The organism is Paraburkholderia sp. NPDC080076 (genome assembly GCF_050281145.1).
Classification (GTDB): domain Bacteria; phylum Pseudomonadota; class Gammaproteobacteria; order Burkholderiales; family Burkholderiaceae; genus Paraburkholderia.
Genome location: NZ_JBNNWQ010000002.1, coordinates 21,190 through 47,780, shown reverse-complemented (window position 1 = coordinate 47,780; position 26,591 = coordinate 21,190). Strand labels below are relative to the sequence as shown.

23 protein-coding genes are annotated in these 26,591 nt (G+C 60.1%); 12 read left to right on the top strand and 11 right to left on the bottom strand.

Features of this window, described 5'->3' with window-relative positions:
• Positions 1-8 precede the first annotated feature (8 nt).
• From ACQKRQ_RS07620 to ACQKRQ_RS07610, 3 genes are read right to left on the bottom strand one after another with little or no spacing between them, the layout of a single operon-like run.
• On the bottom strand, positions 9-1,151 hold the full coding sequence (locus ACQKRQ_RS07620) for an ABC transporter permease (protein ID WP_132375905.1): 1,143 nt from the start codon (positions 1,149-1,151) through the stop codon (positions 9-11).
• Positions 1,148-2,092, bottom strand: coding sequence for an ABC transporter ATP-binding protein (locus ACQKRQ_RS07615; protein WP_427476192.1), 945 nt, complete (start codon positions 2,090-2,092; stop codon positions 1,148-1,150). Before ACQKRQ_RS07615 ends, ACQKRQ_RS07620 begins: the two co-directional genes overlap by 4 nt.
• The gene (locus ACQKRQ_RS07610) at positions 2,089-3,063 is read right to left on the bottom strand and encodes an HlyD family secretion protein (RefSeq protein WP_427476190.1); all 975 of its coding nucleotides are present in this window, start codon (positions 3,061-3,063) and stop codon (positions 2,089-2,091) included. Before ACQKRQ_RS07610 ends, ACQKRQ_RS07615 begins: the two co-directional genes overlap by 4 nt.
• A 271-nt stretch (positions 3,064-3,334) precedes the next feature.
• Here ACQKRQ_RS07610 and ACQKRQ_RS07605 point away from each other — a divergent pair, with 271 nt between their 5' ends.
• The 3 genes from ACQKRQ_RS07605 (at position 3,335) to ACQKRQ_RS07595 (ending at position 5,434) form a co-directional block, all read left to right on the top strand.
• Positions 3,335-4,021 (top strand): TetR/AcrR family transcriptional regulator, encoded by a 687-nt coding sequence (locus ACQKRQ_RS07605; RefSeq protein ID WP_408432374.1) that lies wholly within the window; start codon positions 3,335-3,337, stop codon positions 4,019-4,021.
• Between the two features lie 887 nt (positions 4,022-4,908).
• Positions 4,909-5,022 (top strand): hypothetical protein, encoded by a 114-nt coding sequence (locus tag ACQKRQ_RS07600; RefSeq protein ID WP_408178884.1) that lies wholly within the window; start codon positions 4,909-4,911, stop codon positions 5,020-5,022.
• Between the two features lie 46 nt (positions 5,023-5,068).
• On the top strand, positions 5,069-5,434 hold the full coding sequence (locus tag ACQKRQ_RS07595; protein ID WP_427476189.1) for a response regulator: 366 nt from the start codon (positions 5,069-5,071) through the stop codon (positions 5,432-5,434).
• A 121-nt stretch (positions 5,435-5,555) separates the two neighbouring features.
• On the opposite strand, the gene ACQKRQ_RS07590 is transcribed toward ACQKRQ_RS07595, so the two are convergent.
• Entirely contained in the window at positions 5,556-5,906 is a 351-nt protein-coding gene (locus ACQKRQ_RS07590; RefSeq protein WP_427476187.1) for a winged helix-turn-helix domain-containing protein, read from the bottom strand.
• A 167-nt stretch (positions 5,907-6,073) separates the two neighbouring features.
• On the bottom strand, positions 6,074-9,529 hold the full coding sequence (locus tag ACQKRQ_RS07585; RefSeq protein WP_427476185.1) for a PAS domain-containing sensor histidine kinase: 3,456 nt from the start codon (positions 9,527-9,529) through the stop codon (positions 6,074-6,076).
• Positions 9,530-10,064: 535 nt separating this feature from the next.
• Here ACQKRQ_RS07585 and ACQKRQ_RS07580 point away from each other — a divergent pair.
• Entirely contained in the window at positions 10,065-10,703 is a 639-nt protein-coding gene (locus ACQKRQ_RS07580; protein ID WP_427476183.1) for a response regulator transcription factor, read from the top strand.
• Positions 10,704-10,830: 127 nt separating this feature from the next.
• Here ACQKRQ_RS07580 and ACQKRQ_RS07575 read toward each other — a convergent pair whose 3' ends face one another.
• From ACQKRQ_RS07575 to ACQKRQ_RS07560, 4 genes are all read right to left on the bottom strand, one after another.
• Complete coding sequence (locus tag ACQKRQ_RS07575) at positions 10,831-12,003, bottom strand: MFS transporter (RefSeq protein ID WP_427477141.1); 1,173 nt, start codon at positions 12,001-12,003, stop codon at positions 10,831-10,833.
• Positions 12,004-12,137: 134 nt separating this feature from the next.
• Positions 12,138-13,859, bottom strand: coding sequence for a ubiquinone-dependent pyruvate dehydrogenase (poxB, locus tag ACQKRQ_RS07570; RefSeq protein ID WP_427476181.1), 1,722 nt, complete (start codon positions 13,857-13,859; stop codon positions 12,138-12,140).
• 322 nt (positions 13,860-14,181) lie between these two features.
• A complete protein-coding gene (locus ACQKRQ_RS07565; RefSeq protein WP_427476179.1) occupies positions 14,182-14,574 on the bottom strand; it encodes a DUF3331 domain-containing protein in 393 nt (130 codons plus the stop codon).
• A 188-nt stretch (positions 14,575-14,762) separates the two neighbouring features.
• Positions 14,763-15,146: a hypothetical protein gene (locus ACQKRQ_RS07560; RefSeq protein ID WP_427476177.1), complete on the bottom strand. Its 384-nt coding sequence runs from the start codon at positions 15,144-15,146 to the stop codon at positions 14,763-14,765.
• A gap of 4 nt (positions 15,147-15,150) precedes the next feature.
• Here ACQKRQ_RS07560 and ACQKRQ_RS07555 point away from each other — a divergent pair, with 4 nt between their 5' ends.
• The 4 genes from ACQKRQ_RS07555 to ACQKRQ_RS07540 are packed head-to-tail and all read left to right on the top strand — an operon-like array spanning position 15,151 to position 20,017.
• Positions 15,151-15,336 (top strand): YtcA family lipoprotein, encoded by a 186-nt coding sequence (locus tag ACQKRQ_RS07555; protein ID WP_243658205.1) that lies wholly within the window; start codon positions 15,151-15,153, stop codon positions 15,334-15,336.
• A gap of 19 nt (positions 15,337-15,355) precedes the next feature.
• Positions 15,356-16,414 (top strand): multidrug transporter subunit MdtN, encoded by a 1,059-nt coding sequence (gene mdtN, locus ACQKRQ_RS07550; protein WP_427476175.1) that lies wholly within the window; start codon positions 15,356-15,358, stop codon positions 16,412-16,414.
• Positions 16,415-16,421: 7 nt separating this feature from the next.
• Positions 16,422-18,533, top strand: a complete 2,112-nt coding sequence (locus ACQKRQ_RS07545) for an FUSC family protein (RefSeq protein ID WP_427476173.1) — start codon at positions 16,422-16,424, stop codon at positions 18,531-18,533.
• Positions 18,530-20,017, top strand: coding sequence for an MdtP family multidrug efflux transporter outer membrane subunit (locus ACQKRQ_RS07540; RefSeq protein WP_427476171.1), 1,488 nt, complete (start codon positions 18,530-18,532; stop codon positions 20,015-20,017). Before ACQKRQ_RS07545 ends, ACQKRQ_RS07540 begins: the two co-directional genes overlap by 4 nt.
• Before the next feature lie 18 nt (positions 20,018-20,035).
• On the opposite strand, the gene ACQKRQ_RS07535 is transcribed toward ACQKRQ_RS07540, so the two are convergent.
• The gene (locus tag ACQKRQ_RS07535; protein ID WP_427476169.1) at positions 20,036-20,485 is read right to left on the bottom strand and encodes a hypothetical protein; all 450 of its coding nucleotides are present in this window, start codon (positions 20,483-20,485) and stop codon (positions 20,036-20,038) included.
• 332 nt (positions 20,486-20,817) lie between these two features.
• The gene (locus tag ACQKRQ_RS07530) at positions 20,818-21,636 is read right to left on the bottom strand and encodes a class I SAM-dependent methyltransferase (RefSeq protein ID WP_427476167.1); all 819 of its coding nucleotides are present in this window, start codon (positions 21,634-21,636) and stop codon (positions 20,818-20,820) included.
• 381 nt (positions 21,637-22,017) lie between these two features.
• Between ACQKRQ_RS07530 and ACQKRQ_RS07525 the strand changes: the two genes are divergently transcribed.
• From ACQKRQ_RS07525 to ACQKRQ_RS07510, 4 genes are all read left to right on the top strand, one after another.
• Entirely contained in the window at positions 22,018-22,827 is an 810-nt protein-coding gene (locus ACQKRQ_RS07525) for a helix-turn-helix transcriptional regulator (RefSeq protein ID WP_132375886.1), read from the top strand.
• Between the two features lie 108 nt (positions 22,828-22,935).
• Positions 22,936-23,973: a threonine aldolase family protein gene (locus ACQKRQ_RS07520; RefSeq protein WP_427476165.1), complete on the top strand. Its 1,038-nt coding sequence runs from the start codon at positions 22,936-22,938 to the stop codon at positions 23,971-23,973.
• Positions 23,974-24,121: 148 nt separating this feature from the next.
• The gene (locus ACQKRQ_RS07515) at positions 24,122-24,727 is read left to right on the top strand and encodes an FMN-dependent NADH-azoreductase (RefSeq protein ID WP_427476163.1); all 606 of its coding nucleotides are present in this window, start codon (positions 24,122-24,124) and stop codon (positions 24,725-24,727) included.
• 220 nt (positions 24,728-24,947) lie between these two features.
• Complete coding sequence (locus ACQKRQ_RS07510; protein WP_427476161.1) at positions 24,948-26,450, top strand: DHA2 family efflux MFS transporter permease subunit; 1,503 nt, start codon at positions 24,948-24,950, stop codon at positions 26,448-26,450.
• Positions 26,451-26,591: the final 141 nt, after the last annotated feature.

Genomic DNA, 26,591 nt, shown 5'->3' with positions numbered 1-26,591 from the left:
GTGTCCCCCTAGTCGAGCGTGCGCCGGTAGAAGCGCAATGCAATGGCCATGACGATTGCCGTGAAGAGCGCCATCGGCCACACCGACGGCCACAGGTCGGCCCAGCCATTGCCCTTGAGCAAAATGCCGCGAATCAGCCGGTTGAAATAGGTCAGCGGCAAGAGGTTGCCGATAAACCGCGCCCATGCCGGCATGCCCGCGAACGGGAACATGAAACCCGAAAGCAGGATGTTCGGCAGGAAGTAGAAGACGGTGAGTTGCATCGCCTGCAACTGGTTTTGTGCGAGCGAAGAAAGCGTGATGCCCACTGTCAGATTCGCCGCGATGAAAAGCAGCGCCGAGAGATAGATGGCCAGCGCGCTCCCGACAAACGGAACGTGGAAAACGTAGCGCGTCGCGGCAAGAATGATCGACGCCTGAATAAGCCCGATGACGACATAGGGCACGATCTTGCCGGTCATCACTTCGATTGGCAGAACAGGAGTGGCGAGCAGGTTTTCCATCGTGCCGCGCTCGCGTTCGCGAGTCACGGCGAGGCCGGTCATCATGACGAGCGTCATAGTGAGGATCACGCCCATCAGTCCGGGCACGACGTTGTATTGCGTCAGGCCTTCGGGGTTGTAGAGATTGTGAACCTGCACGTCGAATGCGTTTTGCGTGCCGTTCAGGTGCGCGAGCGGCCCCGTGAGATCTTTGTTCGCGACCGGCTGGACGAGTTTCGGCAGCGCGCTGACGGCGGTATTCGTTGCGGTGGGATCGGTCGCGTCGGCTTCGACCAGTAGTGACGGATGCTCGCCACGCAGCAGTTTGCGCGAGAAATCCACCGGCACGTTGAGCACGAATTGGACCTTACCCTGAGCGAGCGCGCGGCGTCCGGCCTCCTCGTCAGGCAAGATTTCGACGATGTCGAAATAAGCGGAGTTCGTCATCGCCGCAACGAAGCTGCGGGAAAACTCGCTCTGGTCGTGGATGATGACGGCTGTCGGCAGATGCTTCGGGTCGGTATTGATCGCGAAGCCGAACAGTGCCAGCTGGATGATCGGCAACCCGACGATCATGCCGAAGGTGACGCGGTCACGCCTCAGTTGAAGAAACTCCTTGAGAACGATGCTCCACCAGCGCGTCAAGGAGAAGACGGTGCGATTCCTCATGACGGCGCTCCGAAATTGTCTTTCGAATGGCTCATCAGATAGATGAACACATCCTCGAGCCCCGTGCCGATCGGTTCGATGCGCAGCGAGGTTCCGGCCACCGCTTGCCGCACCGCGGCTTCGAGCGCTTCATGATCGCGCCCGCTGACGTGCAGCGCGGAACCGAACACGACGGTCTGGTCGACGCCGGGCGTCGTGCGAAGCTGCTCGGATAGTTTGCTCAGGTGTTCGCCATGGATCGACCACGTCGAAAGGCCTTGTGATTCGATCACTTCGCTCGCGGTGCCGCGCGCGAGCATCTTCCCGTAAGCGATATAAGCGAGCTTGTGACAGCGCTCGGCTTCATCCATGTAGTGAGTACTGACGAGCACTGATATGCCGGTGGCGGCGAGGCGGTGCAGTTCTTCCCAGAAGTCGCGCCGTGCGGTGGGATCCACGCCGGCGGTGGGCTCGTCGAGCAACAGCAGTTTCGGCTCGTGCAACATGCAGGCGGCCAGCGCGAGCCGCTGCTTCCACCCGCCCGACAAGGAACCGGTCAACTGGTTCGCGCGCGTCTGCAGGCCGAGCGATTCCAGCGAGCGATCCACCGCCTCGCGCCGGTTGCGCATCTGGTAGATGCGCGCGACAAAGTCGAGATTCTCGCGGATGGTCAGGTCTTCCCAGTAGGAAAAGCGCTGGGTCATGTACCCAACATTGCGTTTTATCTGCTCGCTCTCGCGCACGATGTCGTAGCCGAGGCAGGTGCCGCTGCCCGAATCCGGTGTGAGCAAGCCACACATGAGACGGATGGACGTCGTCTTGCCGCTGCCGTTTGGCCCGAGAAAGCCGAAGATTTCGCCGCGGCCGACCTGCAACGAGACGTTGTTGACAACGTGCTTGTTGCCGAAGCGCTTGTTCAGGTCATGCACGTCGATCACGTACTGTTGGGTGTCGTCGTTCATTGCAGCACCACCGAGACAGGTTGGCCCGGATGAAGCTTCGTCGCGTCCGCAATCGACGGGTGGGCTTCGACCATGAACACGAGTTTGGCGCGGCTTTCGTTGCTATAGATGACGGGCGGCGTGTATTCAGCCTGATTCGACACGTAAGTGATCTTCGCTGGCACGTCAGCCGCGCAGCCGTCGCAATGCAGCGTCACGCCGCGATTGAATGCCAACTGCCCGACGATCGTCTCCGGAACGAAGAAACGCACCTTGACGTTCTGCGGCGGCAGCATCTGGACGATCGGACTGCCGGCGGACACCCATTCACCCTGGCGATAGAGCGTGTCATAGACAAGGCCTTCTGATGGCGCGCTGACGCGTTTCTGATCGAGCTTCCATTGCGCCTGCGCAACCACGGCATCGGCAGCGGCTACTTGCGCCTCCTGTTCGACGATCTGTTGTGAACGGGCCGGCAGGCGAGCCACGTCGACCTGATGGGTGAGCTCCCGAACCTGTGCGGCGGTGGAGTCGGCATTCGCGCGCGAATCGTCGAGTTGAGCTTTTGCGATGCCGCCCGCGCGGTATTGGGCTTCGTCCCGCGTCAGTTGCAGCGCGGCCTTGCGGGCGTTGGCTACGGCCTCGGCCAGTTGCGCACGGTTGACGTCGACTTCGGGCACGCGCTTGCCGGTCCGGATGTCGGCGAGTTGAGCGCGGGCCGCCGCGAGTTGTTGCTGCGCCTGGACGAGCGCGTGGGTTTCATCGTCGGCTTCAAGGGAAAATAGCGAGGCGTTCGCCTTGACCGTTTGTCCGCGAGAGACCGACAACGCCGTGAGCTTGCCGGCTTGCGAGGAGCCGAGGTAGACGAATTCACCTTCGACGTAGCCTTGGTAAGTCGCCGTTTCGTGCCGCGAGCAGGCCGATAGCAGGGCGACGACCAGCACGGAAAGTGCGGCGCCGGCAAATCGTTGCGCTCGCGTGGGGTTAGACAAAACGCCCACCGAGAGATTTTTATTTACTAAGTCATCCATAATTAAAACCCTGTGGTGTCCCGATCGGGACACTGGGCGGATCGACTCAACACGACGGAACGCGCGCGATGAGTTCAATCTGCGGTCTCCGCGAGGGCGATCCGGCTGCCGTGCTGACTCAGCATTTCATGTCGGCGCGTCCGTTCGCGGACCGGACGCAGATCAAGTAGAATGGATACTATGCGAATTTGAATTCAAATTCAAACTATTTCTGGAATGTAAGTCTTCGACCATGCCGACCACCCCGAAAAAGACAGCCGCGACCCAGCCTAGACGGGCCTCGCGCCCTGACGGCGCGGCGACTCGTCAGCACCTGCTCGAGACTGCAGGCCGGGTGTTCGCCGAACGTGGTTTCGCGGATGCCACCAGCAAGGAAATTTGCGAACGCGCGGGCACACCGATGGCGTCGGTGAACTATCACTTTGGAAGCAGGGAAGCGCTTTACGAAGCAGCGTTGGTCGAGGCGCACCGGCAAGTCGTGGGTCTTGACGAGCTGGCCGAGCTTGCTGCGGGCCTCGACGATCCCAAGGATCAGTTGCGCGCGGTCCTCTCGCGTTTCGTCGGTCTTTCAACGAACGCGGGCACGCCTTGGGGCTTTATGCTGATGCTGCGCGAAGTGCTGTCACCGTCGAAAGCCATCCCGGCGCTCATCGAGAAAGCGGTGCGTCCGAAGGCCGCATTCCTGCTCAAGGTGATCGGCGGCGTGCTGGGGCTGGACCCGACCACGCCCGTGGTTCAGCGGGCTTTGATGTTTTCAGTGTTGCCCTGCATCGCCATGATGATCGCGCCAAAGCAGATGCAGTCTGCTCTATTGCCCGCTATCGCCAGGGACAAGGATGCGCTTGCAGAGGATTTTGTGCGATTCGTGCTGGCGGGTCTCGATGCGATCGCACTCGCTCATCGTTCGGAAGCCAAGTGAACCACGACTATATTTCGACCCGGCTTATCCAAAGACAATGCGCGCCGCACATCCGCAAGGGTGGCCAGTAGACAGGAATGAGAGACACCCGCTTATGCGAGGTTAGCGAGGACCTCGATGGTTTTCAATGGCTCGGTGAGCATACAGTGATGGCTGGTATCAATGACGGCTGTCTGAACGCGCGGATCGGTTTTGAACTTTTCATAGAGCTGTGCGAATGGAGTCGCATTCCACCCCGAGCAGTACACGTATCCGACGAAAAATGTCCTGGCGTAGAGGCCGACCTTGCACCGGTTCATAGAAAGTTTGCCATGGTTGATGGGCGAGGCGCAATCGAGCCTCAAATCATTGAACACTTGGACAAGTGCCAATATTCCTTTGTAAGCAGCGTTCAAGCATAAATAGTTACTTTGGCTCTGGTGACGGCCGTGATTACGCTGTAGAAGATGGTGTATCTGGAACAACCGGCGCTATGCGCCGCGGCCGATGAGGCCAAACAATAAGCCTACAACTTCATACGTGGTGGTGACACTACATAATCATGTAATGCACGACATGGCTCCTCACACTTCCGGACGACGATTCCGATGACTATAATTTCTCATCGGCACGCCCTTTGAGCAGCACATTTAGCGGGCCTACTGCAGATCGACTGTACCGAAGTTAGGAGAGGTTTTTACCTGACCGCAGAGGGGTTCTATGGAATCCGAAAACGAACTGGTCTACCTGGCTGACGACGACAGTCGGGTGCGAGAAGCACGCTCTGCACTATTGCGCACAAACGGAACGAACGTCCAGGCATTCAACTACGGTCTTGCCATAAAGGACGGGGCAGTTGATTTCCTCACAAAGCCTTTCGATTTGGTATCACCGAATACACCGTGCAAATGCATCGCGGCCACATCATGAAAAAAATGCAGGCGGATTCATTTGCGACTCTTGTCAGGCAGGCAAGCAAACTCCAACTCAAAGCCTCGTCGATAACCACGTTCGATGCCTGACGCCAACGCCAAACCTCTGTGAGACTCCATGACCCGGAGGAAAGAAATGCTCGCGCCTCCGGTTCGAACCGTTGCCGTGATTGATGACGATCGGCGGGTTCTGACCTCTCTTGCAAACCTGTTGGCCTCAGGCGGGTATGGAACACGGCTCTACGAATCGGCACAGGATTTCTTTTCAGACGGCTATCTGGAGCTGTTATGCGTTATAACGGATTTGGGAATGCGGCCCATCGACGGCTTGCAAGTGCTCGAGCGTGTGGTTCATTCTGGCGCAGCAATGCCCGTCATCATTATTACCGGCAAGCCGGGCGAGCATACGGAGAACTACTATCAGCAGAGAGGCGCACTAGGTTTCTTCAGAAAGCCTGTCGATGGGGACGCGTTGCTGGACCTGCTCGACAGCATCGCCTGAAGGCGTCGGTGGCCGGTCCACCTCTGCCTTAGGACAAGCGCTGCCAGATTTGTAGGCGCCGGCAAGTTGTTTTGAGCGGGACGTGTCGCGCCAGGCGAGTTGCGCGCTCGAAGAGAAAAAACTACTGCGCACCCCGCCTTGAGTCAGTACATTCGACGAAAATCGAGGCGGCATGCGGCAGCTGAACCGGTCTCAACAGACGATAGCCGCGGCCAGGTACGGATACCAGCAACTTACGATCCTCGCCCATCATTTTACGAATCCCGCAGATGTGCACGTGAAGATTGTTGTCCACGACTATGGTGGTCGGCCACACCTGATCTATCAGCTTCTCCTTTGTCACCAATGCGCCGTTTGCTTCGATAAGGACGAGAAAAACATCCATCGCTCTGCAGCCAAGCTCGACAGGCGAGCCGTCGACGAATATCTCTCGCCGGTCCGGGAAGACAGTCAGATTTCCAATGCGAATCATTGCTTAAATATCCATTCGTTTGAGGCCGCTGTATTGGGACAATAACCGGCGCAGACCGGCGACTGCGATAGCAGCGTTGAAGTCATCGAGCCGTGGTCGCTCCAGTGTTCTACCTGGTTTCGATGGTAGTTGGCCGTATGTCTGACGGCTATTACATGAATCTGGAGTCAAGTCTGTTTTTGTCGACGAGGCTCTGTGGTTGAAGCGACGGAGGGCATTGGAGCAGGCGGCGGACGCATGGCGAAAGTCGCCCGGTTGCACTCTCTCGCGCCCGCCTCCGGTTGGGAAATCTGGACAGGCAAGACGGGGAGGACGACGCCGAAGGTCGCTCCGTAGCCCTCGTTATTGGAGGCGGTAAGCCGACCCTCATGAGCCTCGATAATGGAACGGGAAACCGCAAGTCCGATGCCCATCCCCTTGCACTTGGTCGTGACGAATGCGTCGAATATGCTGTCGTCGTCGACGATGCCCGAGCCGTTATCGATGACTTCGAGCAGTACGGACCGGTCGTCAACCGGGTTCGCGGCAATCAGAATCCTGGGTGTGCGTCCCGAGTTCTCCGTGGCCTCTATGCCGTTCGTGATGAGGTTAAGAAGAACCTGCTGAATCTGTATCTGATCGACGAACACTGGAGGCAGGCCATCGGGCAAGTCGAACTCGATGTCGGCGCTACGTCTGGTTTCGTCTTCCCGTAGCAGACGGACGGCTTCGAGGACCATGTCTTTCACATTCCGTTCCCGTTTCTGGAATGTTTGCCGCTTGAACAGTGCGCGGATGCTTTGCATCGTCTCGTCCGCGGAACGGGCATCTCGAACGACGCTCTCCACGGAAACCCTGGCTTCGCCCAAATTGGGCGGCGACGCCGCGAGCCACCGTTTGCAAGCCTGCGCATTGGCGATAACGGACGTGAGAGGCTGATTGAGTTCATGTGCGATCGACGCCGAGAGTTCTGCGACCGTGGCAATCTGGGTTGCACGCGCGAGTTCAGCCTGAGTCTGTCTGAGCCGGTCCTCCGCGCGCTTGCGCTCGTCGATATCAAGACTGAGCCCATACCATTGAACAATGTTGCCGTCGGCGTCTCTCATTGCTTCGGCAGTGTTCTGGTACCAGCGATAGACGCCGTCTTTTCGGCGAAGCCGCGCAACATGGCAGTACGGTTCGCCAGTCTCGATCGAGTGTGTCCACGCCTGAAGCAGGCTGTCCAGATCGTCGGGATGGAAGGTCTTCTGATAGCCGAGGTTCTCGAGTTGTGAAATATCCAGGCCAACAAATTCGGAGGTCTTCCGATTGACGTAAGTGAGCCTGCCTTGTGGGTCATTGCACCAGAGCATGGCCGGGATGGTCTCGATAAGCTCGTGTAGTTGGTGCTCCCGCTGTTCGAGCACTGCTTCCGTTTGCTTGAGATCGTTGATGTCCGTACATACGCCGTACCAGTGCAGGACCTGCCCGCTTTCGTCGCGAAACGGTTCGCCGCGCGCGAGATACCAGCGCAGTTTCCCATCGGCGCCCGTCACCTGGTACGTGTCCTGATAGGACGCACCTTCCTGGACAGCTTGCCTCCAGCGCGAACGGACGCGAAGGCGGTCAGCTTCGGGGATGAGGTTAAGTAACATTTCTCTGTCGAATTCTTCCTCGCCCTTGCCCATGAACTTCAGCATTTGTCGATTCCACCGGTCGACATCTCCTTGCGGTGTGGCGCGCAAGATCATCACGGGCAATGCGTCCACGAGCCTTCGCAAATTAAGCTCTTCCGAGCGAAGAGCCTCCTCGGCTAACTGCCGGTCGTGGATATCCGTCGAAAGCCCATACCAATTCAAAATGTCACCGTTGGCACCCCGCATAGGTGCGCCTTTGCATTGAAACCATCGATACGTGTCGTCGGCCGCGCGGAGCCGATAGACCCAGTCAAAAGGCCTCCCGCTATCGATGGAATCCTGCCAGGCTTCAACGGTCGACGCGGAGTCATCCGGATGCACCAGGTGAAGCCAGCCGTTCGCCACCAAATCATCGAGCTGCAGCCCGGTGTAGTCTTCAGTGCGCTTGTTGGCGTATTGCAGGCGGCCATGGGAGTCCGTACGCCAGAGCAGGCCAGGAACGGTTTCCGCCAGCCAGTTCAGTTGAACCTCATTTTCGTGGATCACCTCTTTAGACCTGTAAAGATCGTCAATGTCGACAGTCACGGCATACCACTTGTAGACGCTTCCGTCATCGTTGAAGTAAGGAACGGAGCGCGCGTGGTGCCATCGATAGTTACCGTCGCGGTCTGCCCATCGATAGGTCGTATCGTGCGCGCTCTTTTCCTGAAGAGAGCGACGATGGCCCGCCTCTATCCGGTCGCGGTCATCGCGGTGAATGAAACTCAGAAAGCCGAGATTCTGTATGCCCTTAAGCGTCGTACCCGTTTCCTCAAGAATCTGCTGACTCACGTAGTCGAACTCGTGCTCTGTCCGGGTAGCGAAGCGGCCGGGTAATCGATCGAGGAGTTCTCGGGCTTCTTTCTCACTGGCCGCCAACGCCTGTTGAGCCTTGATGGTCTCCTCCATTTCTATTCCGACGAGGTACCAGTTGATGACGTCCCCGCTCGACGAGCGTGATGGCTCGGCGAGAAGACGCTGCCAGCGGTATATGCCGTCGCGCCGCAGCATCCTCACGGCAATGTCGACCGGTTCACGCGCGGCAATGCACGCATTCCATTGCTGCCGTGCGGCGGGCAGGTCATCGGGATGAATGTAAGCCATCCATCGGTCGCCGACTATTTCCTCCATCGGTCGTCCCAACGCGGCGACGCCGACTTTATTCACGTAGACAAGCTCGCCGGTGGGTCCACCGACACATACGCATGCCGGCACACTATCCACAATGCGCCGATAGGTTTCTTCTTCGATTCGAAGCAGGGATTCAGCGGTCTTGCGGTCGTGTATGTCCCAGCTCACACCGATCCATCGCAGTAGCCGTCCACTTTCGTTTCTTATCGTTTTGACACGGCAGAGAAACCACCGGTACTCGCCGTCAGTACGTCGGAGTCGAAGCTCGAGCTCTCCCATGTCGTTTCCGGCCAGAAGCGCCCCCCAGTATCGGTCGTTTGTCTCCAGGTCGTCAGGGTGGATTGCGGCTCGGAAAGAGTCGCAGTGGTGTGCTTCCTTTATGCCTGTGTATTCGCACAGGCTGGGGCTCAGGTATTCGATGTGACCAGTGGGCAGCGCGGTCCACACATGGCCGGGAAGAAGACTGCTAATACTTTGAAGTGTCTGGTTCAGTTGGCGGAGTTGCTCATCGAACTGTCCATCCTTCGATCCGGCCGTTGAGTCAGGCTGCCGGGGGCGCCGGGAGGCCAGCTCGGCACAAAGCCATGCCGCTGCGATTGCGACGGCGGAATGGGCGATAGAGCCGGAGGCAAGCGGAGGGTGACCGGCGGTGAACGCCATTCCGGCTATCCCAAGCGAGGCGAACCCAGCGGCCAGACGCCCGAAGCTCCTGCCGAAAAAGTGCGCGATCAGGACAACAAAGAGGAGGCTGATGATGCCCGAAACCGGTTCTAGTAATTCTGCCATGCCCGACGCACCGGATACGGCGACGCTTAGGGCAACATCTCGAGACGAACGTGGTATCAACACGGTAAGCATGTCAACCTCCGAGTTCGTCGGCACATTGGACAGTGATACTTTGCATGTCTCCCCCAATGGCAGGATCTTCCCGCGCAATGGTGCCTTGCGCAAATTGAGCGGGGGTGTCGTCGGTTGTTTTATGTAGTACGTGCGAGGCCTGGTCGCGCGCAGTGCAGTGCGCACGAAACGGATACGAGGAGACAGCGATCCGTCACACCATGGCGAATCGCTGCTTGCATTTGGGGATCAAAGCTTTTCGAAGACGCGGTTTGGAAGAGCATAGTGGGCTGATAGCAACGACGTGTTTCCGAGTGCGCCGCATCGGGATTTCCAATCAAGCGGACAAGGCGGAACGCTCAGCCTACAATTTCATATACGGCGCTGACATTACATAATCATGTAATGCACGATGCGGCTCCCTACGCTTCCGGGCAACGATTCGCACGGCTATAATTTCTCGTCGGCACGCCCGCCTGAGAGGCACATTCTGCGCGTCTATCGCAGATCGACTGTACCGACGTTAGGGGAGGTTTGCCTGACTACAGGGGGTTCCATGGAATCCGCAAACGAACTGGTCTATGTGGTGGACGACGACAGCCGGGTGCGAGAAGCACTCTCTGCGCTGCTGCGCGCAAACGGAAGAGACGTCCAGGCATTCAGCTCCGGTAAAGCGTTTCTGGAGACACCGCATCGAAATGTGGTGGCATGTCTGATCCTGGATATGAAAATGCCAGGCATGAATGGCCTGGAAGTCCAGAAGCTTCTTCGCATGGACTCTCCCATTCCGGTCATTTTCATTACCGGAATGGGAGATGTGCCGTCCGTGGTTCTTGCCATGAAAGGCGGGGCTGTCGACTTCCTCACCAAGCCTGTCGATGAAGATGCATTGATGCGCGCGGTCGACGCGGCTCTCGCGAGAGCATACGTTCTTCGCGAGGAAGCGCGGAATGCAGCGACGCTTCAAGCGCTCTATCAATCGCTGACACCTCGTGAGCAGGAGCTGTTGCCGCTACTCGCAAGCGGTTTGCTCAACAAGCAGGCGGCGGCAATCCTTGGCATCACTGAATACACCGTGCAGGTGCATCGCGGCCACATCATGAAAAAAATGCAGGCGGATTCGTTTGCCACTCTCGTCCGGCAGGCCGGCAAACTGCAACTCGAAACGTCGTCGACAACCACGTTCGATGCCTGACGCCTGATGCGTGTTAGCACCGACCCGATACGGAAATCTTGCGGCCACCACCAAACGCCCGGACGTCGCGGCGTCGGCGGCCCATCCTTCGGATAGGATCACAAAACGCTGGCCTGGCCGTACAGTCTCACGCGTTCGCACGTCCGCGTGGTCCGGTCTCGCGCATGAACATCGCCAGCACCATTGCGAGCACGATGCCACCGAGCAGCCACGAGCCGGCTGCGCGGAACACCGGCAGATCCATGGCGCCGCCGCTCGCGACGTGGGCAAGCAGCTTGCCGTACGCGGGCGTGAGCAAGGCGCTGAACGTGAAGACCAGGAAATTGATCGCACCGCTGGCGCTGCCCTTCACGTTGTCGGGATTGACTTCCTTGATGACCGTGTAGGGCAGCATTGCCGCACCGGAGCCGATGCCGAGCAGCAGCCCGAGCACATATGGCGGCGCCACACCGGCTGGCAGATAGAAAATGCCCGCGCCCGACACAAGCATCAGGAGTGCGCCGGCAATCAACACCGGCTTGCGACGCCCCAGACGGTCAGACAGGTAACCTAACAGCGGGCAGCCGATCACCCAGCCGAGCGGCACCATGCTCGCACGATTGACAGCCTCCGCATAGCTGACGTCGAGACCGTTGTGCAGGAACGGAATACCCCAGATCATGTCGCCGATCGTAGTCGGCAGGAACAGCAGGCCGGCGCAGAAGCCGCAGAGATACGACTGCGGATTGGACAGCACTTCCTTGTATGGCGCGAACATCTTCATCCATGAGCCCTGGTTGGCTGGGCTGTCGTCATGGACTGCGGGCGTCGCGAAGAACACCAGCACGGCGATCAAAAGGATGACAAGGCCGGACAGCCACCAGAACTTTTGCCACGTGATGAGGCCGTGAATCAGCGGGGCAACGGCGAACTGCCCAGCGGAGCCGCCCAGCATGCCGAAGCATTGAGTGAAGCCCACCGCCGTCGCAAGAGAACGCGGGGGAAAGCCGTGCGTGGCGAGATACACCGCGCCGATGAACCCACACGCCGAACCCGCGCCTTGCAGCAGGCGGCCGACCTGCGCCGCCTCCACGCTGCCCAGACCGAACAGCGCCGCGCCGACGGCAACGAGGACGATGCCGCCCGGAATGACCGCCTTGCCGCCGAGCCGATCGAGCAACGCACCGCAAACGATCGAGAACAGCGCATAGGTGTAGTAGTACAGGCCGACTAGCGCGCCCACGCCCAGCGCATCGCGGGCGAACGCCGCACTCAGCTCGGGTATCATCACGCCCGGCGCCGAACGCAGCATGTACTGCATGAAGTAGAACGCGGCACAGAAAAGCCAGGCGATGACGAAACCCATGTGGATGGGCTGGCGGTCTGATGCAACATTGACGGTGCTGACGGCCTTGCTGGACATGGTTCGATTTCCGTTGAGTTTTGCGGACCGCGTTACCGGAACAGGTTGACCTTTGCGAGATCGATGAGCTGCTGGCCTCGACCGTCCATGACGGCACGAAGCATGAACAGCCCAAAGTGGTAGGCCTGATCAGTGGTGGTCGCGGGAGGCATCACGAGTTCCTGACGCGCGCTCACTACGTCGACGAGAGCCGGGCCCGGATGGGCGAATGCTTCGGCCAGGGCGCCTTCCAGCTCCGCAGGATGCTCGACGCGCACGCCTTTGATTCCTATCGCGTTGGCCATCGCGGCGAAGTTCGGATTTTTCAGGTCACATCCCGTATCGATGAACCCACTGGCCTTCATCTCCATTTCCACGAAGCCGAGTGTTCCGTTGTTGAGCACGACGACTTTGACCGGCAAACGGGTTTGAATCAGCGTCAGGAACTCGCCCATCATCATGGTGAAGCCGCCGTCACCCGACATCGAGATCACCTGTCGGTCCCTGAAAGCAGCCTGCGCGCCGATCGAGTGCAACAACGAATTGGCCATCGAACCGTGGTTGAACGAACCGACCAGTCGTCGTTTGCCGTTCATCTTCAGATATCGCGCGGTCCATGCGATGGGCGTGCCGACGTCGCAGGAGAAGATCGCATCTTCGTCCGCGAGTTCGCTGACGAGCCGCGTCACATACTGCGGATGGATCGTGCTGCTGCCCGCTTCCGGCTCCGCCAGCGCATCCAGACTCTGGCGAGCCTTGCGATAGTCGTCGAGTGCGCGATTCAGAAAGCTGCTGTCCGTTTTCTGCTGAATCTTGGGAAGAAGTTCATTGAGCGTATCCTTGACGGTTCCCAATACGCCAAGCTCTATCGGGCATCGATTGCCGAGCGCTTCCGCGCGTGTATCGACCTGCGCGATAGTCACCTTCTCCGGGTAGAACTGTCGATAAGGGAAGTCGGTGCCCAACATCAGGAGCATGTCGCAACTCTTCATCGCGGAATAACCAGAAGCGAAACCGACAAGGCCCGTCATGCCCACATCGAATGGATTATCGTATTCGATGTATTCCTTGCCTCGCAGCGAGTGCACGATCGGTGCTTGCAGTTTGCGGGCAAGTTCTACGACTTCCGCATGGGAATCCTTGCAGCCGGCCCCACACAGCAACGTCACTCGCGACGAACGGTTCAGCAGGCCTGCGAGTTCCGTCACATCGTCGTTTGATGGGTGAATCACCGGAGCGGAAGGCGCGCTCCAGGTCGGCACAGGTTTGGTTAGAGGTCCGAGCGCCACATTTCCAGGTATGACGACAACAGCGACGCCTTTACGCGCAACCGCTGTCCGGATGGCGCGGCCCAGAATTTGCGGCAGTTGGTCCGGGCTGGTGACGAGTTCGACGTAGTGGCTACATTCCTTGAACAGGATTTCGGGGTGAGTCGCCTGAAAATAGTCGATGCCGATTTCCGTGCTTGGGACATGCGCGGCGATAGCAAGAACGGGAACGCCGCTGCGTTGGCAGTCGAACAAGCCGTTGATGAGGTGCAGATTCCCCGGACCGCAACTTCCGCAGCAGACTGCGAGCTGCCCCGTGAGATGAGCCTCGGCGCCAGCGGCGAAAGCCGCGCTTTCCTCATGCCGCATGTGAACCCATTCAATCGAACCATCCCGGCGCAGCGAGTCCGTGAATCCATTGAGCGAATCCCCCACGACACCGAACACGCGCTTCACGCCCGCGTTGACTAGTGCACCAACCATGTAGTCGGCAGCTATCGTCGCCATTTCACATCTCCATAGGTGAATGAATTACTACGAGTGCGATGCTTTCGCAGAGAGACCAAAGAGACACGTCCGGATGAGCGCGGTGCAATCATCCAGCCGTAGTGGCTGATCTGAACGGTCCGCAATGTCAGGTTCTTGATGTTAGTGAGCGTGGCGAAGCGCGGCTATTACATGAATCTGGAATCAGCCTGGACAGGCTATTGGCGCTCGACACTGTTTGAGTAACGGCAGGACACCGGAACAAGATTCGGATTACATAGATATGAAATACGTCGGCCGAGCATGGCGTTATCGTTGTTGACGCAGAGCCGGATTTTATCTGTCAGACTGTTTCCTCCACGGGGGTTGCGTCCATGACGGTAGCCAGGATCATCGCTTCGACGTTTCGTGGGGCAGGTCGGCCACGCCTGGGTCGATACACGGCATCGCCGGTTGCAATGGTCTGGCCGCTCAGTGCGCAAACCCCGGCTTTCCTCGCGATGCAGCGCCGCCATGTCTGTTCGCCGTAGCAGCAGGAGGTCGCGTCGCTCCACGCAATGGTTGCCGAGATCTGTCCATTGCGCTCCAGAATCCGGATCGCGCATTTCGAAAACTTGCCTTTGCCGCACATCGGGCGCGCGCGACTGGACACAATGGGCCGTTGCATTTCGCTTTCGTTCGAGAGGCGCGCCGTCGCGGACTGCCACGTTCTGTCTTCTCCAAAGGGAGCTTGCATGATGCGGTTCCTCGATTCTCATTAGACAAAAAGACGCCGTGCGCAATCAATGTGACGTGCCGGATTCTCGAGCCAACTTTCGACCCCGGCTTGATGATAGTCAGCGCATTTGCGGGCCGCTACTACATGAATGTGGAGTGCGTCAGAGTTTGACCAGGAAGAGGAGCCATGGCGGCGGCATTACATATTCATGTAATGCGGAATACCTTTTTCGGCGTTATTGTGACGGCTTCGTGCGCCTGCCATCTGTCGACGGGCGGCCCACAGGCTACGATCTTGAAAGGTGCGCTGTCAGTTTCTTCAGAAGGCCTTTGGATGAAGGCGCTTTGTTGGAAATGCAAAGCAAGCGTCACATCTCCGGTGCGCCCGAAGCCGTTTCCCTCAATGCCCAAAACCTGAAATCCGAGGCGAGACGCATCGTCGTATCTGCAAGGCGTAACATTGATTTCAACCATAGAGACGACTTTGAAACGACACATGCCACTTGCCAGAGGCAGATGTTCAAAGCGTGCAATCGGCGCGGCCGCGATTGCCGCGGTTCCGATGTCAGGGTGCGCAAATTCGCCATCCATTGGCGTGCTGGGCGCGTACTTTCCCGACTGGCTGTTCTGTATCGTCGCTGGCGTCGTGCTCACGGTCGTCATCTATCTGATCCTCAAGCGCTTACAGGCCGACAATCTGATGGGACCTTCCGCCGTGGTGTATCCCACGCTTGTCGCATTCCTCGCGCTCGCTGTCTGGTTGATGTTCTTCCAACATTGAATTTTTGTCGGGTGGATGAATGGCGACCCCAGCCAGCAGGACATCGAAGAGAAAATGGCCGGCCATCGTGATGGTCGTGGTGACGCTGTTGCTGCTCGTCTACGTCATCCGGGTGTGGGACCGGGCGCCTCGCACCGACGACGCTTATGTCTACGCGGATACGATCGACGTCGTGCCCGAAGTCAGCGGCCGCATCGTCGAGTTGGCCGTGCGCGACAATCAGGCGGTGAAGCAGGGCGATCTGTTGTTCCGTATCGATCCGCGCCCGTACCAGGATGCGCTCGCGCGGGGCCAGGCGTCCCTCGTCGCGCTCGACCGCCAGATCGAGCTGACCCAGCGCACGGTCAATGCGCAGCAGTACAACGCGCAGTCGGTGCGTGCGGCCGTCGAGCGCGCGCGAGCCGCAGCCGGCCAGGCGTCCGATACGCTGCACCGCATGGAGCCGCTGTTGTCACACGGTTATGTATCGGCGGAAGACGTCGACCGTGCGCGCACCGCGCAACGCTCCACGCAGGCCGAACTCAACGCCGCGCAACTGCAGGCGCAGCAGGCGGCGGCGGCTGTGAGCGGCGTCGATGCGCTGGTCGCGCAACGCGCCGTCGTCATGGCGGAGATCGCGACGGCCGAACTGAACCTGGAGTATGCGACGGTGCGAGCGCCGTTCGACGGACGCATCGTGTCATTGAAGACATCGACCGGCCAGTTTGCCACGGCGCTCAAACCGGTCTTCACGTTGATCGATACGCGCCACTGGTACGTGGTCGCGAATTTTCGCGAGACCGAACTCAAGGGCGTCAGGGCGGGGACGCCTGCCACGGTCTATCTGATGAGCGATACGGGCCAGCGTTTCCAGGGCAGCGTCGACTCGATCAGCTATGGTATCGCGCCCGATGAAGCCGGCCTTGCATTGCCCGGCGGATTGCCGCGCATTCAACGCACGCTTAACTGGGTGCATGTATCGCAGCGCTTCCCGGTGAAGATCCGCATCGACAAGCCGAACCCGGAACTGTTTCGCGTCGGTACGTCGGCGGTGGCCGTGCTGGAACCCGGGCGCGGCGACGGCGGCGAGCACCATTGAGGAACCCATGACCGCCGCCGACTATCTGCCCGTCACGCTGCGCGATGCAGGCGCTTTCCTGAGCCGCGAGCTTGCACCGTTTCCAGGGCGTCTGAACGTCATGTTGCGTTCCATGCTGACGAGCGCCATCGTGATCGTCGTGTCGATGGCGCTCGAGGTGCCCGAACTCGCGTTGTCGCTACTCGTGGTGTTCTATGTCACGCAGTCGAACGTGGTGGTCACGCGGCTGGTCGGCGTGATGTTCATGGTCGGCTCGACGCTCGCCATCGGCCTGTCGATCCTGCTGTTGAAGTTTACATTCGACTATCCGTTGCTGCGCATCGTCATCGCGAGTCTGATGTTCTTTGGCAGCGTGTACCTGCTCCGGGTGCTCAAGATCGGCGTGGTGTTTTTCATCGTCGCGATCGTCGTGATCTACGTGCAGAGTTTCGTGGACCAGACCGATCAGGCCGACCTGCTGATCCGCGCGGTGTTGTGGGTGTGGATCGCCGTCAACTATCCAATCGCCCTGACGCTCGTGGTCAATACCTTGCTGCTGCCTGCCGAACCGCAATTGCAACTCAAGGCGGAAATCCATCGGCAACTCGTGACGCTGGACGCGCGCCTGACGCAGCTGATCGACGGCACGGCGAGCGCCGCGCCGATCACGCTGGCGGCCGTCCAGCAAGGCGCGCTCACGCTGCAGAAGCTGCTGCGGTTCACGACGATGCGTGATGCAAACTATCGCGAGCATCAGGCATCACAGCTTGCGTGCATTGCGACCGTGTCGCGGCTTTATCGCGGAGCGAGTGAACTGCCGCTCAGTTGGCCTGGCGTGTCGGCAGCGCAACTGGCGATGTTGCGCGAGTTGCGTGCGAACTGCCGCGCGCTCGATGACTCGGTCATGACTGGCGAGCCCTATCGCTACGTGAGCACGGCGACACCTGAAGAGCGCAATGCCGCCGACGCGATTCCTGCTGCTGCCGAATCGCAGCGAGCGCTGCGCGCGTATGCCGATCTTGTTACAAGCGGTGCCGCCGCGGCCGGTAAGCCACCCGCGAGCGAACCGATGGTCGCGCCCGACGCGTGGACCAATCCCGCGTACACGCGCTTTTCGCTGAAGACGCTGCTCGCTGTTCTCGTCTGCTATGTGTTCTACAACGCCGTGGACTGGCAGGGCGTCCACACGGTCATGCTGACCTGCCTGATCGTCGCGCTGCCGAGCCTCGGCGCATCGACGCAGCGTGCGTTGCTGCGGCTCTCCGGGGCCGCCGTCGGCAGCGCGCTGGCGTTGTTCACGGTCGTGTTCATCGTTCCGCATTTCGACGACATCGTTGGCCTGCTGTTGATCGTGTTGCCTGTCGTTGCCGTAGGGGCGTGGATAACGGCGGGTTCGGAGAGGATCAGCTATGCCGGCCTCCAGGTGATGTTTACGTTCTCGCTTGCATTGCTCGGAGAGTTCGGCCCAACCACGAACCTCACTGAAATCCGCGACCGGATGGTCGGCATTCTGCTGGGTGTTTGCGTGGCGACTTTCGTGCAGATGTCGTTCTGGCGCGAGGGCGAGGGCGATGTGCTGCGACAGAAGCTCGCAACCCTGTTGCGCGCGATTGCAGCACAGTTGCGCCCCTCGCAGGCTGGCGCCGAGAAAGGGGATGATCTGCCGTATGCACAGCGCCAGTTGCAGGCGTGGGCCGTGCTGGCCGATTGCGAGACGACGCTCTCGCGTGTCGCGCTCGAGCCCGCCTGGCAGGAAGGCGAGCAGTCGCAACTGACACTGCGCGCACAAACGGTGCTCGCGCAGGGACGCGAGATCATGCTTGCGGGTGATGCGTTGCGCAGCGCGCTCGTGGCGCAAGCGGGATCGTCGAGCCCACACACCATCGACGCAGTGCAGGCGGCCCAGCAACAGGCCAGCGCCGAACTCAACCGGTACGCGGAGGAACTCGCGGCCAACCCACCCGATGCACACGCGCCGCGGCGCATCGAGGTCGCTGCGCAAGCGGTCGAACCGACTCAACTGGCCGATCGGCCGCTCATCGCCGCAGCGGACGAACTGTCGCGGCAGATCGCGGGGCTGCCGGACTGGCGCGTCGACGCACCGGTCGCGGTGCCGGCATCACCGGCGGTGCGAGCATGAACGCGCGATCGGGTTTGTGCGACTGGCGATGGCGTCGATGCTTTCTATGCATCGCGTGGATATCGTCCGTGCTGTCGGGGTGCGCGCTGATCCATCACAACGGCACGCCCTACACCGAGATCGCGCCGGAGCAAATCAATCTCGCGGACGACATCCACCTCGCACGCGACGGCTGGCCCGCCGCGCGTTGGTGGACGCGCTATCGCGATGCCCAGCTCGACGCGCTGATCGATCAGGCGCTCGCCGATGCGCCGACCATGGTCATCGCGCGCACGCGCGTCGCGCAAGCAAAGTCGGATGTGGAGCTTGCCAGAGCGGGTTCCAACCTTCAGGTGGCGGCGCTGGCGTCGCTGGATCGCGAGCATATTTCGGCGAACGGCTTTCTCGGCCCGTTCGCAAGGAACGAACCGGCTGCGGGGTTGACGGGGCCGTGGTACACGGAAGGTGTCGTCGGGCTTGGCGCGAGCCTGGACGTGGACATCTGGGGCAAGCAACGCGCGGAGGTCGCCGCTTCGCTCGGCGTGAGCAATGCGCGGCTCGCCGAGACGTCCGCTGTCGAAATCGAAATCTCGACGGATGTCGCCCAGCTTTACTACGGCATTCAAACGACTTATCAGCTCATCGATCTGCTGAACGAATCGCATGAAATCGCGGAGTTCGCGGTGCAAGCACACGAAGGGCGAGCGGCGCGAGGCCTCGAAGCCCGCACCCAGTTCGAAGAGGCACGCGCGCAGCAACTGGCCATTGAAGGGCAGATCGTGTCGGCGCAAGGGCAGATCAAGCAGTTGCGCGAATCGCTGCGCGCGCTGGTCGGCGCGGGGCCCGCCGGACTGCCCGCCATCGAACCCGTTGCGCTGCCGCGCTCGCAGGCGGCGTTGCCGACGACGCTCTCGTACGAACTGCTGGCCCGGCGGCCCGATCTGCAGGCGATGCGATGGTATGTCGAGGCGTCATTCGACCGGATCGACGCGGCGAAGGCGGCGTTTTATCCGAGCTTCGATATCAAGGCATTTTTCGGCTTCAACGCCTTGCACCTCGCCGACCTCTTCACGCATGCAAGCCAGCAGATCAACCTGATTCCGGGCCTGACCTTGCCGATTTTCGACGGCGGCAGGCTCAACGCGAACCTGAACGGCGCCCGCGAGGGCAGCAACCTGTTGATCGAGCAGTACAACCAGGCCGTTCTCAACGCCGTACGCGATGTCGCGCAGACGGGCAGCCGTCTGCAGTCCCTCGACGCGGAGACTGCGTTGCAGAAACAACGGATCGAATCAGTCGCGTTCACGAGGGACAGTGTCGAAGCCTACTATCAACGCGGGCTGACGAGCCGGCTCGCGGCGCTCGAAGCGCGCCAGCCCGTGGTCGCGGAACAGGTCGCCCTGCTCACGCTCAAGGGTCAAGTGCTCAGTCAGGAGATTGTGTTGACGAAGGCGCTCGGCGGCGGCTATCTCGCCGATCCGCCTGTCGAACTGAAGCCGCGTTGAACGGCGCACGTATTCTGTTCAGAACTGCTGTGCGCGCAGCGATTCGAATTCCGCGCGGCACACGTCGCCGAACTTGCCGAGAATGTCGATCGAGCCAGCCGCGAGCATCTCGCGAATCTCGATGAAGGACTTGTCTGGCGCGAGATAAGTGTCCACGATCTTGCGTCCGATCACGTCGGCTTCGTCCGCGACTTCGCGCGACGACTGGATGCGCATACGGCTGATCTTCGCGTAGAGGTTGCCGAGCCCGGCGAGATCGGGCTGGTTGTGTTGCAGCGCGTCGACATAGCACTTTGTCGCTTCCTCGATGAACGCCTTGTACAGATCCTGCCGCCAGGTGAGGTCATGCGCTAGCCACTCCGCGCGAACCTGGGTGCGTTGGGTCAACCACGAGGCAAGAACCGAAGTCATGCCGCCGATGGCGGCGCCGACTAGTGCAGCCAGGGCAGAGATAACCGATGCATTCATAGACTATCCTCACGTTGTCATTCAGCTATCCATATTAACTCGGAGGACGCAATTCTGGATTTGGAGGTTCGGGCTCGGAGTGCAGGGGAGGCGCAAGCGGAAGTGATGTCTGAGGCTGCGCTAACGAAGGTCAGCATGCGTGAGCGGATGCCTCTTTGTGCTGGGTTAGTGGCGATCACCCACTGCACTGGTACTGCTGGTCTGTGTATCGGCTTTGGTCACACGGGCTTACATAACGGAGGTAGCGTCCGCGGATTCGCAGCCGTTGGAGGCGAGTCGCCGCGTGAATGGCCGTTTGACTTTGCAACCGGCTGCAGCAATGCCGGGCCCTCTCAGCGCTGAGCGATGACCACGTGCGCCTGGATCTTTCCGTCCACCGGTCCCGTGCCGAATCGTTCGGCGATCGCAGTGGCGCACGCGGAAGTAGCGTCGTCCACACCGCCGCCAGAACGGGCCTCGATCTCACTGCGCAAGGGCGTTCCCTGGCAAAGGCCGACGGCTGGCACGCGAGCCGATGTCGCGCGGCTACGCGCCGCAATCGTCTCGAAGTGCGGCGCCGCGCTGAAGCCCGCATCCGCGAGGTCGCGTGAGATCAGTTCCGTGTCGAAATAGCCGTGCGGCGTGCGCCTCATGAAAAGTGGAGGATCCGCGGGGAAGAGACCGGCAAGCGTTGCCGTGACGGTATTGGCAAAGTCGTTCACCTCGATGCGATCCCAGACGTTGAACAACAGCACGCCGCCGTTCCGAAGTACGCGCCGAGCTTCGGAAAACGCACGCGCTTTGTCCGGAAAGAACATGACCCCGAATTGGCAGACGACGACGTCGAAACTCGCGTCGTCGAACGGCAGCCGGGTCGCGTCCGCCTGTTGCCACTTGATCGGCCCTGGGGTGCCGATGGCCGCCGCACGATCCAGCATCGGCTGATTCAGGTCGGTCGCAACCAGCTCGACATTCAGGGGTAATGCATGCGCCATCGCGCGGGTCACTGCGCCAGTGCCGGCGGCGGTCTCAAGCACGCGTGACGGATGACGCCCGGCAACCCTGTTCGCGAGATCTGCGGCGTAAGGTTCGAAGAGCAGCGGAACAAGGTGGCTCTCATAGAGCTCGGGGATCGAGCCCGTAAAGCGAGTATCGGTACCGAAGCTGTCCATACGCCTCCCCTACTGCTATTACCGTAATGGTAGGCGCAGCCGGACATATTGAACAGTCGTGATGCATCGCCTTCGCATCGCTCGCCTGTGTGTGCGCTCATACCCGGTCTGTTCCTGTACTTTCCTGGCAATCGCCATATTCCCGCCGGGCTGCGGGCATTGATCGCTTTGTTGAAGGAGTCGACGGGAGGCACTTCCAAGGAGAAGCCTGCAATCGGATTACGTTAACAAATCGACTAATCAGCTCGGTCGGGAGATCACATGAAAGCGCGAAATCTGACAGCGTAAGTGCAGACCAAAGGAAGCTGGGATAATGAAGGCCTCACAGCGCAACTTTCGGGGCTAGTCTCCAAGGTGTCGGCGGCGAACCGGAGGTGAGTCATGCCCGAAGAAGTCCAATACAGTCACTCAGCCGACATCCCCGGTTTGATCCTCAGCACGGCTCGGTTTGCCGAGTTTCGCTTTGAGCCGCACTATCATCTTGACAGCCATATCGCACTCGTTGCCAGCGGCGTGCAACGTCAATCGTTCCGTGGGGAATCGCTGTTGCTCACGCGTGGCACCATTCAGCTCATGCCTCCGGGCGAGGTTCACGACGGAGTCGCCGATGCGGACGAGTCGTACACGCTTCAGACATTTAGACTATCGCCTGCACTGCTGAATGGCTTCGGCGAGGAAATCACGGGCAAGCACTATTTCCCCTCGCAGGCCGCAGTGGTGCTGCAAGATGGCCGCCTCGCAGACCAGTTGCTCAAGATGCATTCCACCCTTCGGCACGGGATAAACGATCCGATCATGAACGAGACCTACGTTCTGGAATTGCTGGAGTCGCTGTTCGCCCGTTTGAAGCAACCGTCCCCCCAAACTATCGCCGGTGCTCTGTCGTCTGAACAACTGCGACTTGTTCGGGAATTTGTCGAGGCGCATCTTGCCGACAAAATCGTTCTGGAAGATCTGTCTCTTCTTGTTGGCCTCGCTCGATTCCGGTTCTTGAAACTGTTTAAACGCACTGTCGGCATGACGCCCCACGCCTGGTTACTGCGCATGCGGCTGGAAAAGGCGATGGCGTTGATCAACGCGAATAGGAACATGCCAATCACCGAAATCGCGCACGCCGTTGGTTTCTTTGATCAAAGCCATTTCACGCGGGCGTTTCGCGAGGCGTACGGCGTGACTCCCGCTCGCTTCTGACGGCGGGGCAGCAATTTTTTACAAGGCGTTTCGCTGACGGATCGGTAGTCTTCGGTTTTTGGCCTCGCGCCCATCCTGGGCGGCCTCCATCCAAGGCAGAAACACCGAATGACTACTTTCAGCTTTCTTGACGACTACAGCGAAGGCGCACATCCCGACATTCTCCGTGCCCTGACTGACTCCAACTACATCCAACAGGCACCTTACGGGGAAGACTCGTACTCTGCCGAGGCGACGACCCGGATCAGGGCTCACCTGGGGGACACGTTCGACGGAGCGATCCACTACGTCGCGAGCGGCACCATGGCCAACATCGTTTCGATATCCAGCTGCCTGCGTCCGCACGAAGCCGTCATTGCAGTGAGCTCGGGACATATCGTAGTCAGGGAGGCCGGTGCCATTGAGGCAACTGGCCACAAGCTCATCGTCGTTCCCGCTATAGACGGGAAGCTCACGCCCGCCAATATCGAGGCCGCGCTTGCCAGCAATGCTCATTTTCCGCACATGGCAAAGCCTCGACTTATCTATCTGTCGAATGCAACCGAAACAGGCACCGTCTACTCCCTCGAGGAACTGCGGCAGATCTCGGCGCTAGCAAAGCAGCGAGGCCTCATTCTATTTCTCGATGGCGCGCGCTTGGGCGCGGCGTTGGCGTCAAGCAAGAGCGACGCGACTTTGGCCGATATTGCTTCGCTCGTCGACATTTTCTGGATCGGTGGAACCAAGGTAGGGGCGCTTTTGGGTGAAGCCATTGTTGTTTGCAATCCGGCGTTGACGGAGGATTTTGCTTTCCACCTCAAGCAGCGCGGCGGCATGTTAGCCAAAGGGCGGCTATTAGGTATCCAGTTTCAGGAGTTATTTGGCGTCAAGAATCTCTTCTTCGAAAATGCAAAACACGCCAATGCCATGGCGGCCAAGCTCGCCTCCGGGATCGTGTCCGGCGGTTACTCGCTCGAGGCGGAAACGGCTACGAATCAAGTGTTTGCAATCTTGCCCGATTCTGTCATTTCGGCTTTGACGCGGCACTTTGCTTTCTACGTTTGGAGAAAGTCGGATAACGATCATTCGGTGATTCGCCTGGTAACATCCTGGGCCACGCAAGAACACCAGATCGACGCCTTTTTGGCTCGGCTCGCCCAGCATTGAAGGCACACTCAGCCTGCGTCACTCAGTGAGGTAGGTATCTACCAGAGCGATGGGTTTCATCTATAAATATAGGCTATCCAGATTGAAGGTCAGAGCCTATCGTGCGGGTTTCCGGCATACGCATCGTCTGCCACTTCGGAGATTTCGCATGAAACTGCTACACGTAGATTCCAGCATCCTCGGGCAAGGCTCGGTCAGTCGTGATCTGTCGGCGGAGGTTGCCGCAACCTTCCGGGCCCGCCATGCCGACCTTGCTGTCACTCATCTCGACCTGGCCGTCACACCGATCGGCCATCTGACGGCCGCACACCTCGCGGCCGCGCAAGGCGCGCCGGTCGACGAGGCATTGAAGTCCGACGTCGCCGCGGGCCAGTTCGCGCTCGAGGAGTTCCTGGCCGCCGACATCGTGGTCATCGGCGCACCGATGTACAACCTTGGCGTGCCTTCTCAACTGAAGGCCTGGATCGACCGCATCTCTGTCGCCGGGAAGACGTTCAGCTACGGGGAGCACGGCCCGGTCGGACTATGCGGCGGCAAGAAGCTGATCATCGCCTCGTCGCGCGGCGGCGTTTATAGCGAAGGCTCGCCTGCAGCCTTCTTCGATCACCAGGAAACCTATCTGAAGGCGGCCTTCGGTTTTCTGGGCATCACGGATATCACTTTCATTCGCGCGGAGGGCGTGGCGATGGGTGAGGAGGCACGCAATGGGGCCATTGCCTCGGCGAAGAAAGATACCGCCGCACTCGCTGCATGACGTAGCACCGCCATGTCCGTTCCACACTTGCCTACCTGCTTCCTGGGTCACGGTGCAGGTTCGTGGTCGTACATGGCGGACGCGTTGCGCCAGCAGTTTGCGATGCTCAGCAAGCGTTGATCGAAACCGGAAGGGAACCGGTCATGCCGATGCCTTCTAGTGGTATCGGCATGGCCGGCATCCGCTTGCAGTTGTTTGACCAAGGCTAAGGAGCCTCTGCATGACCCATTCCATCCACGGCAATAAACGCTGGCTAGCGCTGATCGTTCTGTGCCTCGGCGTGCTCATGATCGTGCTCGATACGACGATCGTGAACGTTGCACTGCCGTCGATCGCCGCGGACCTCGGCTTTACCGAAACCTCGCTGGTGTGGGTGGTCAATGGGTACATGTTGACCTTCGGCGGCTGCCTGCTGCTTGGCGGGCGGCTGGGCGATCTTTACGGCCACCGCAAGCTGTTCCTCGGCGGCATTACGCTGTTCACGCTGGCGTCGCTCGTATGCGGCATGGCTAATTCGCAACTCCTGCTGGTATGCGCGCGTGCCGTGCAGGGGTTGGGCGGCGCGGTCGTCTCCGCTGTTTCGCTGTCGCTCATCATGAACCTGTTCACTGAACCCGGCGAGCGTGCTAAAGCGATGGGCGTGTATGGCTTTGTTTGCGCGGGAGGCGGCAGCATCGGCGTACTGCTCGGCGGTCTGTTGACCAACCTGCTGAGCTGGCACTGGATCTTTCTCGTCAATCTGCCTATCGGTATTGCCGTGTACGCGCTGTGCGTCGCGCTCTTGCCATCGGCACGCGGTCATGCGCATGGCGAACGGCTAGACGTGGCCGGCGCGGTGACGGTAACTGCTTCGCTGATGCTCGCCGTGTACGCAGTCGTGAACGGCAATGAAGCGGGTTGGACCTCGGCGCAGACGCTGGGCCTGCTGCTTGCCGCGCTGGCTCTGTTTGCCGTGTTTCTCGTTATCGAGGCGCGCGTGCAGCATCCGTTGATGCCGCTCGGCCTGTTCCGTTCGCGCAATCTCGCGACTGCCAATGTGGTCGGCGTACTCTGGGCGGCGGCGATGTTCGCGTGGTTCTTCATCTCCGCGTTGTATCTGCAGCGCGTGCTTGGCTACCGGCCCATGCAGGTCGGGCTCGCGTTTTTGCCGGCCAGTCTGATCATGGCGTTCTTTTCGCTGGGGCTGTCGGCGCGCGTGGTGATGCGCTTCGGTCTGCGCCTTCCGCTTGCCGTTGGGCTGCTCGTCGCGGCGTGTGGCCTCGCGCTGTTCGCACGGGCACCGATGACCGGCAGCTTCGTGCTCGACGTGTTGCCCGGCATGATCCTGTTCGGCTTCGGTGCGGGCATCGCATTCAATGCCGTGCTGCTGGCGGCCATGAGCGACGTCGATCCGAGCGATTCGGGCCTCGCGTCCGGTATCGTCAATACATCGTTGATGATGGGGGGCGCACTCGGCCTCGCGGTGCTCGCAAGTCTCGCCGCCGCGCGCAGCGACGCGCTGCAGGCTTCCGAAAGCGTCACGGCGGCGCTCAACAGCGGCTATCACGTGGCGTTTCTGGTCGCTGCGATCTTCGCGGCGGCGGCGGGTGTGCTGGGCGGTTTGTTGTTGCGCCCTGGGCAGCCGGGCGGCGCCGACGCGCGACCGGTTGCTGACAGTCACGGCGTAACGACAGCGGGCCCCGCACCCACAACCGGCAACGCGGCAGCGACAGAGCACTACTGATCGAACACGAGCCGTGTCGGCAGTCGATCACGCCGGATCGCGAAACCGCAGGCGCGATCGAATGCGCCGGATCGCGGCTGGCGATGCATGGCTTCATGCAGGCGTCACTACCCGGACGTCTATATCGCTAATCCCAAACCG

Coding starts and splice junctions, on each gene's coding strand:
- ACQKRQ_RS07620 (WP_132375905.1), bottom strand. CDS start 1,151: ATGAGGAATCGCACCGTCTTCTCCTTGACGCGCTGGTGGAGCATCGTT.
- ACQKRQ_RS07615 (WP_427476192.1), bottom strand. CDS start 2,092: ATGAACGACGACACCCAACAGTACGTGATCGACGTGCATGACCTGAAC.
- ACQKRQ_RS07605 (WP_408432374.1), top strand. CDS start 3,335: ATGCCGACCACCCCGAAAAAGACAGCCGCGACCCAGCCTAGACGGGCC.
- ACQKRQ_RS07600 (WP_408178884.1), top strand. CDS start 4,909: ATGCATCGCGGCCACATCATGAAAAAAATGCAGGCGGATTCATTTGCG.
- ACQKRQ_RS07595 (WP_427476189.1), top strand. CDS start 5,069: ATGCTCGCGCCTCCGGTTCGAACCGTTGCCGTGATTGATGACGATCGG.
- ACQKRQ_RS07590 (WP_427476187.1), bottom strand. CDS start 5,906: ATGATTCGCATTGGAAATCTGACTGTCTTCCCGGACCGGCGAGAGATA.
- ACQKRQ_RS07585 (WP_427476185.1), bottom strand. CDS start 9,529: ATGCTTACCGTGTTGATACCACGTTCGTCTCGAGATGTTGCCCTAAGC.
- ACQKRQ_RS07580 (WP_427476183.1), top strand. CDS start 10,065: ATGGAATCCGCAAACGAACTGGTCTATGTGGTGGACGACGACAGCCGG.
- ACQKRQ_RS07575 (WP_427477141.1), bottom strand. CDS start 12,003: ATGCAGTACATGCTGCGTTCGGCGCCGGGCGTGATGATACCCGAGCTG.
- poxB (WP_427476181.1), bottom strand. CDS start 13,859: ATGGCGACGATAGCTGCCGACTACATGGTTGGTGCACTAGTCAACGCG.
- ACQKRQ_RS07565 (WP_427476179.1), bottom strand. CDS start 14,574: ATGCAAGCTCCCTTTGGAGAAGACAGAACGTGGCAGTCCGCGACGGCG.
- ACQKRQ_RS07560 (WP_427476177.1), bottom strand. CDS start 15,146: ATGGATGGCGAATTTGCGCACCCTGACATCGGAACCGCGGCAATCGCG.
- mdtN (WP_427476175.1), top strand. CDS start 15,356: ATGGCGACCCCAGCCAGCAGGACATCGAAGAGAAAATGGCCGGCCATC.
- ACQKRQ_RS07545 (WP_427476173.1), top strand. CDS start 16,422: ATGACCGCCGCCGACTATCTGCCCGTCACGCTGCGCGATGCAGGCGCT.
- ACQKRQ_RS07540 (WP_427476171.1), top strand. CDS start 18,530: ATGAACGCGCGATCGGGTTTGTGCGACTGGCGATGGCGTCGATGCTTT.
- ACQKRQ_RS07535 (WP_427476169.1), bottom strand. CDS start 20,485: ATGAATGCATCGGTTATCTCTGCCCTGGCTGCACTAGTCGGCGCCGCC.
- ACQKRQ_RS07530 (WP_427476167.1), bottom strand. CDS start 21,636: ATGGACAGCTTCGGTACCGATACTCGCTTTACGGGCTCGATCCCCGAG.
- ACQKRQ_RS07525 (WP_132375886.1), top strand. CDS start 22,018: ATGCCCGAAGAAGTCCAATACAGTCACTCAGCCGACATCCCCGGTTTG.
- ACQKRQ_RS07520 (WP_427476165.1), top strand. CDS start 22,936: ATGACTACTTTCAGCTTTCTTGACGACTACAGCGAAGGCGCACATCCC.
- ACQKRQ_RS07515 (WP_427476163.1), top strand. CDS start 24,122: ATGAAACTGCTACACGTAGATTCCAGCATCCTCGGGCAAGGCTCGGTC.
- ACQKRQ_RS07510 (WP_427476161.1), top strand. CDS start 24,948: ATGACCCATTCCATCCACGGCAATAAACGCTGGCTAGCGCTGATCGTT.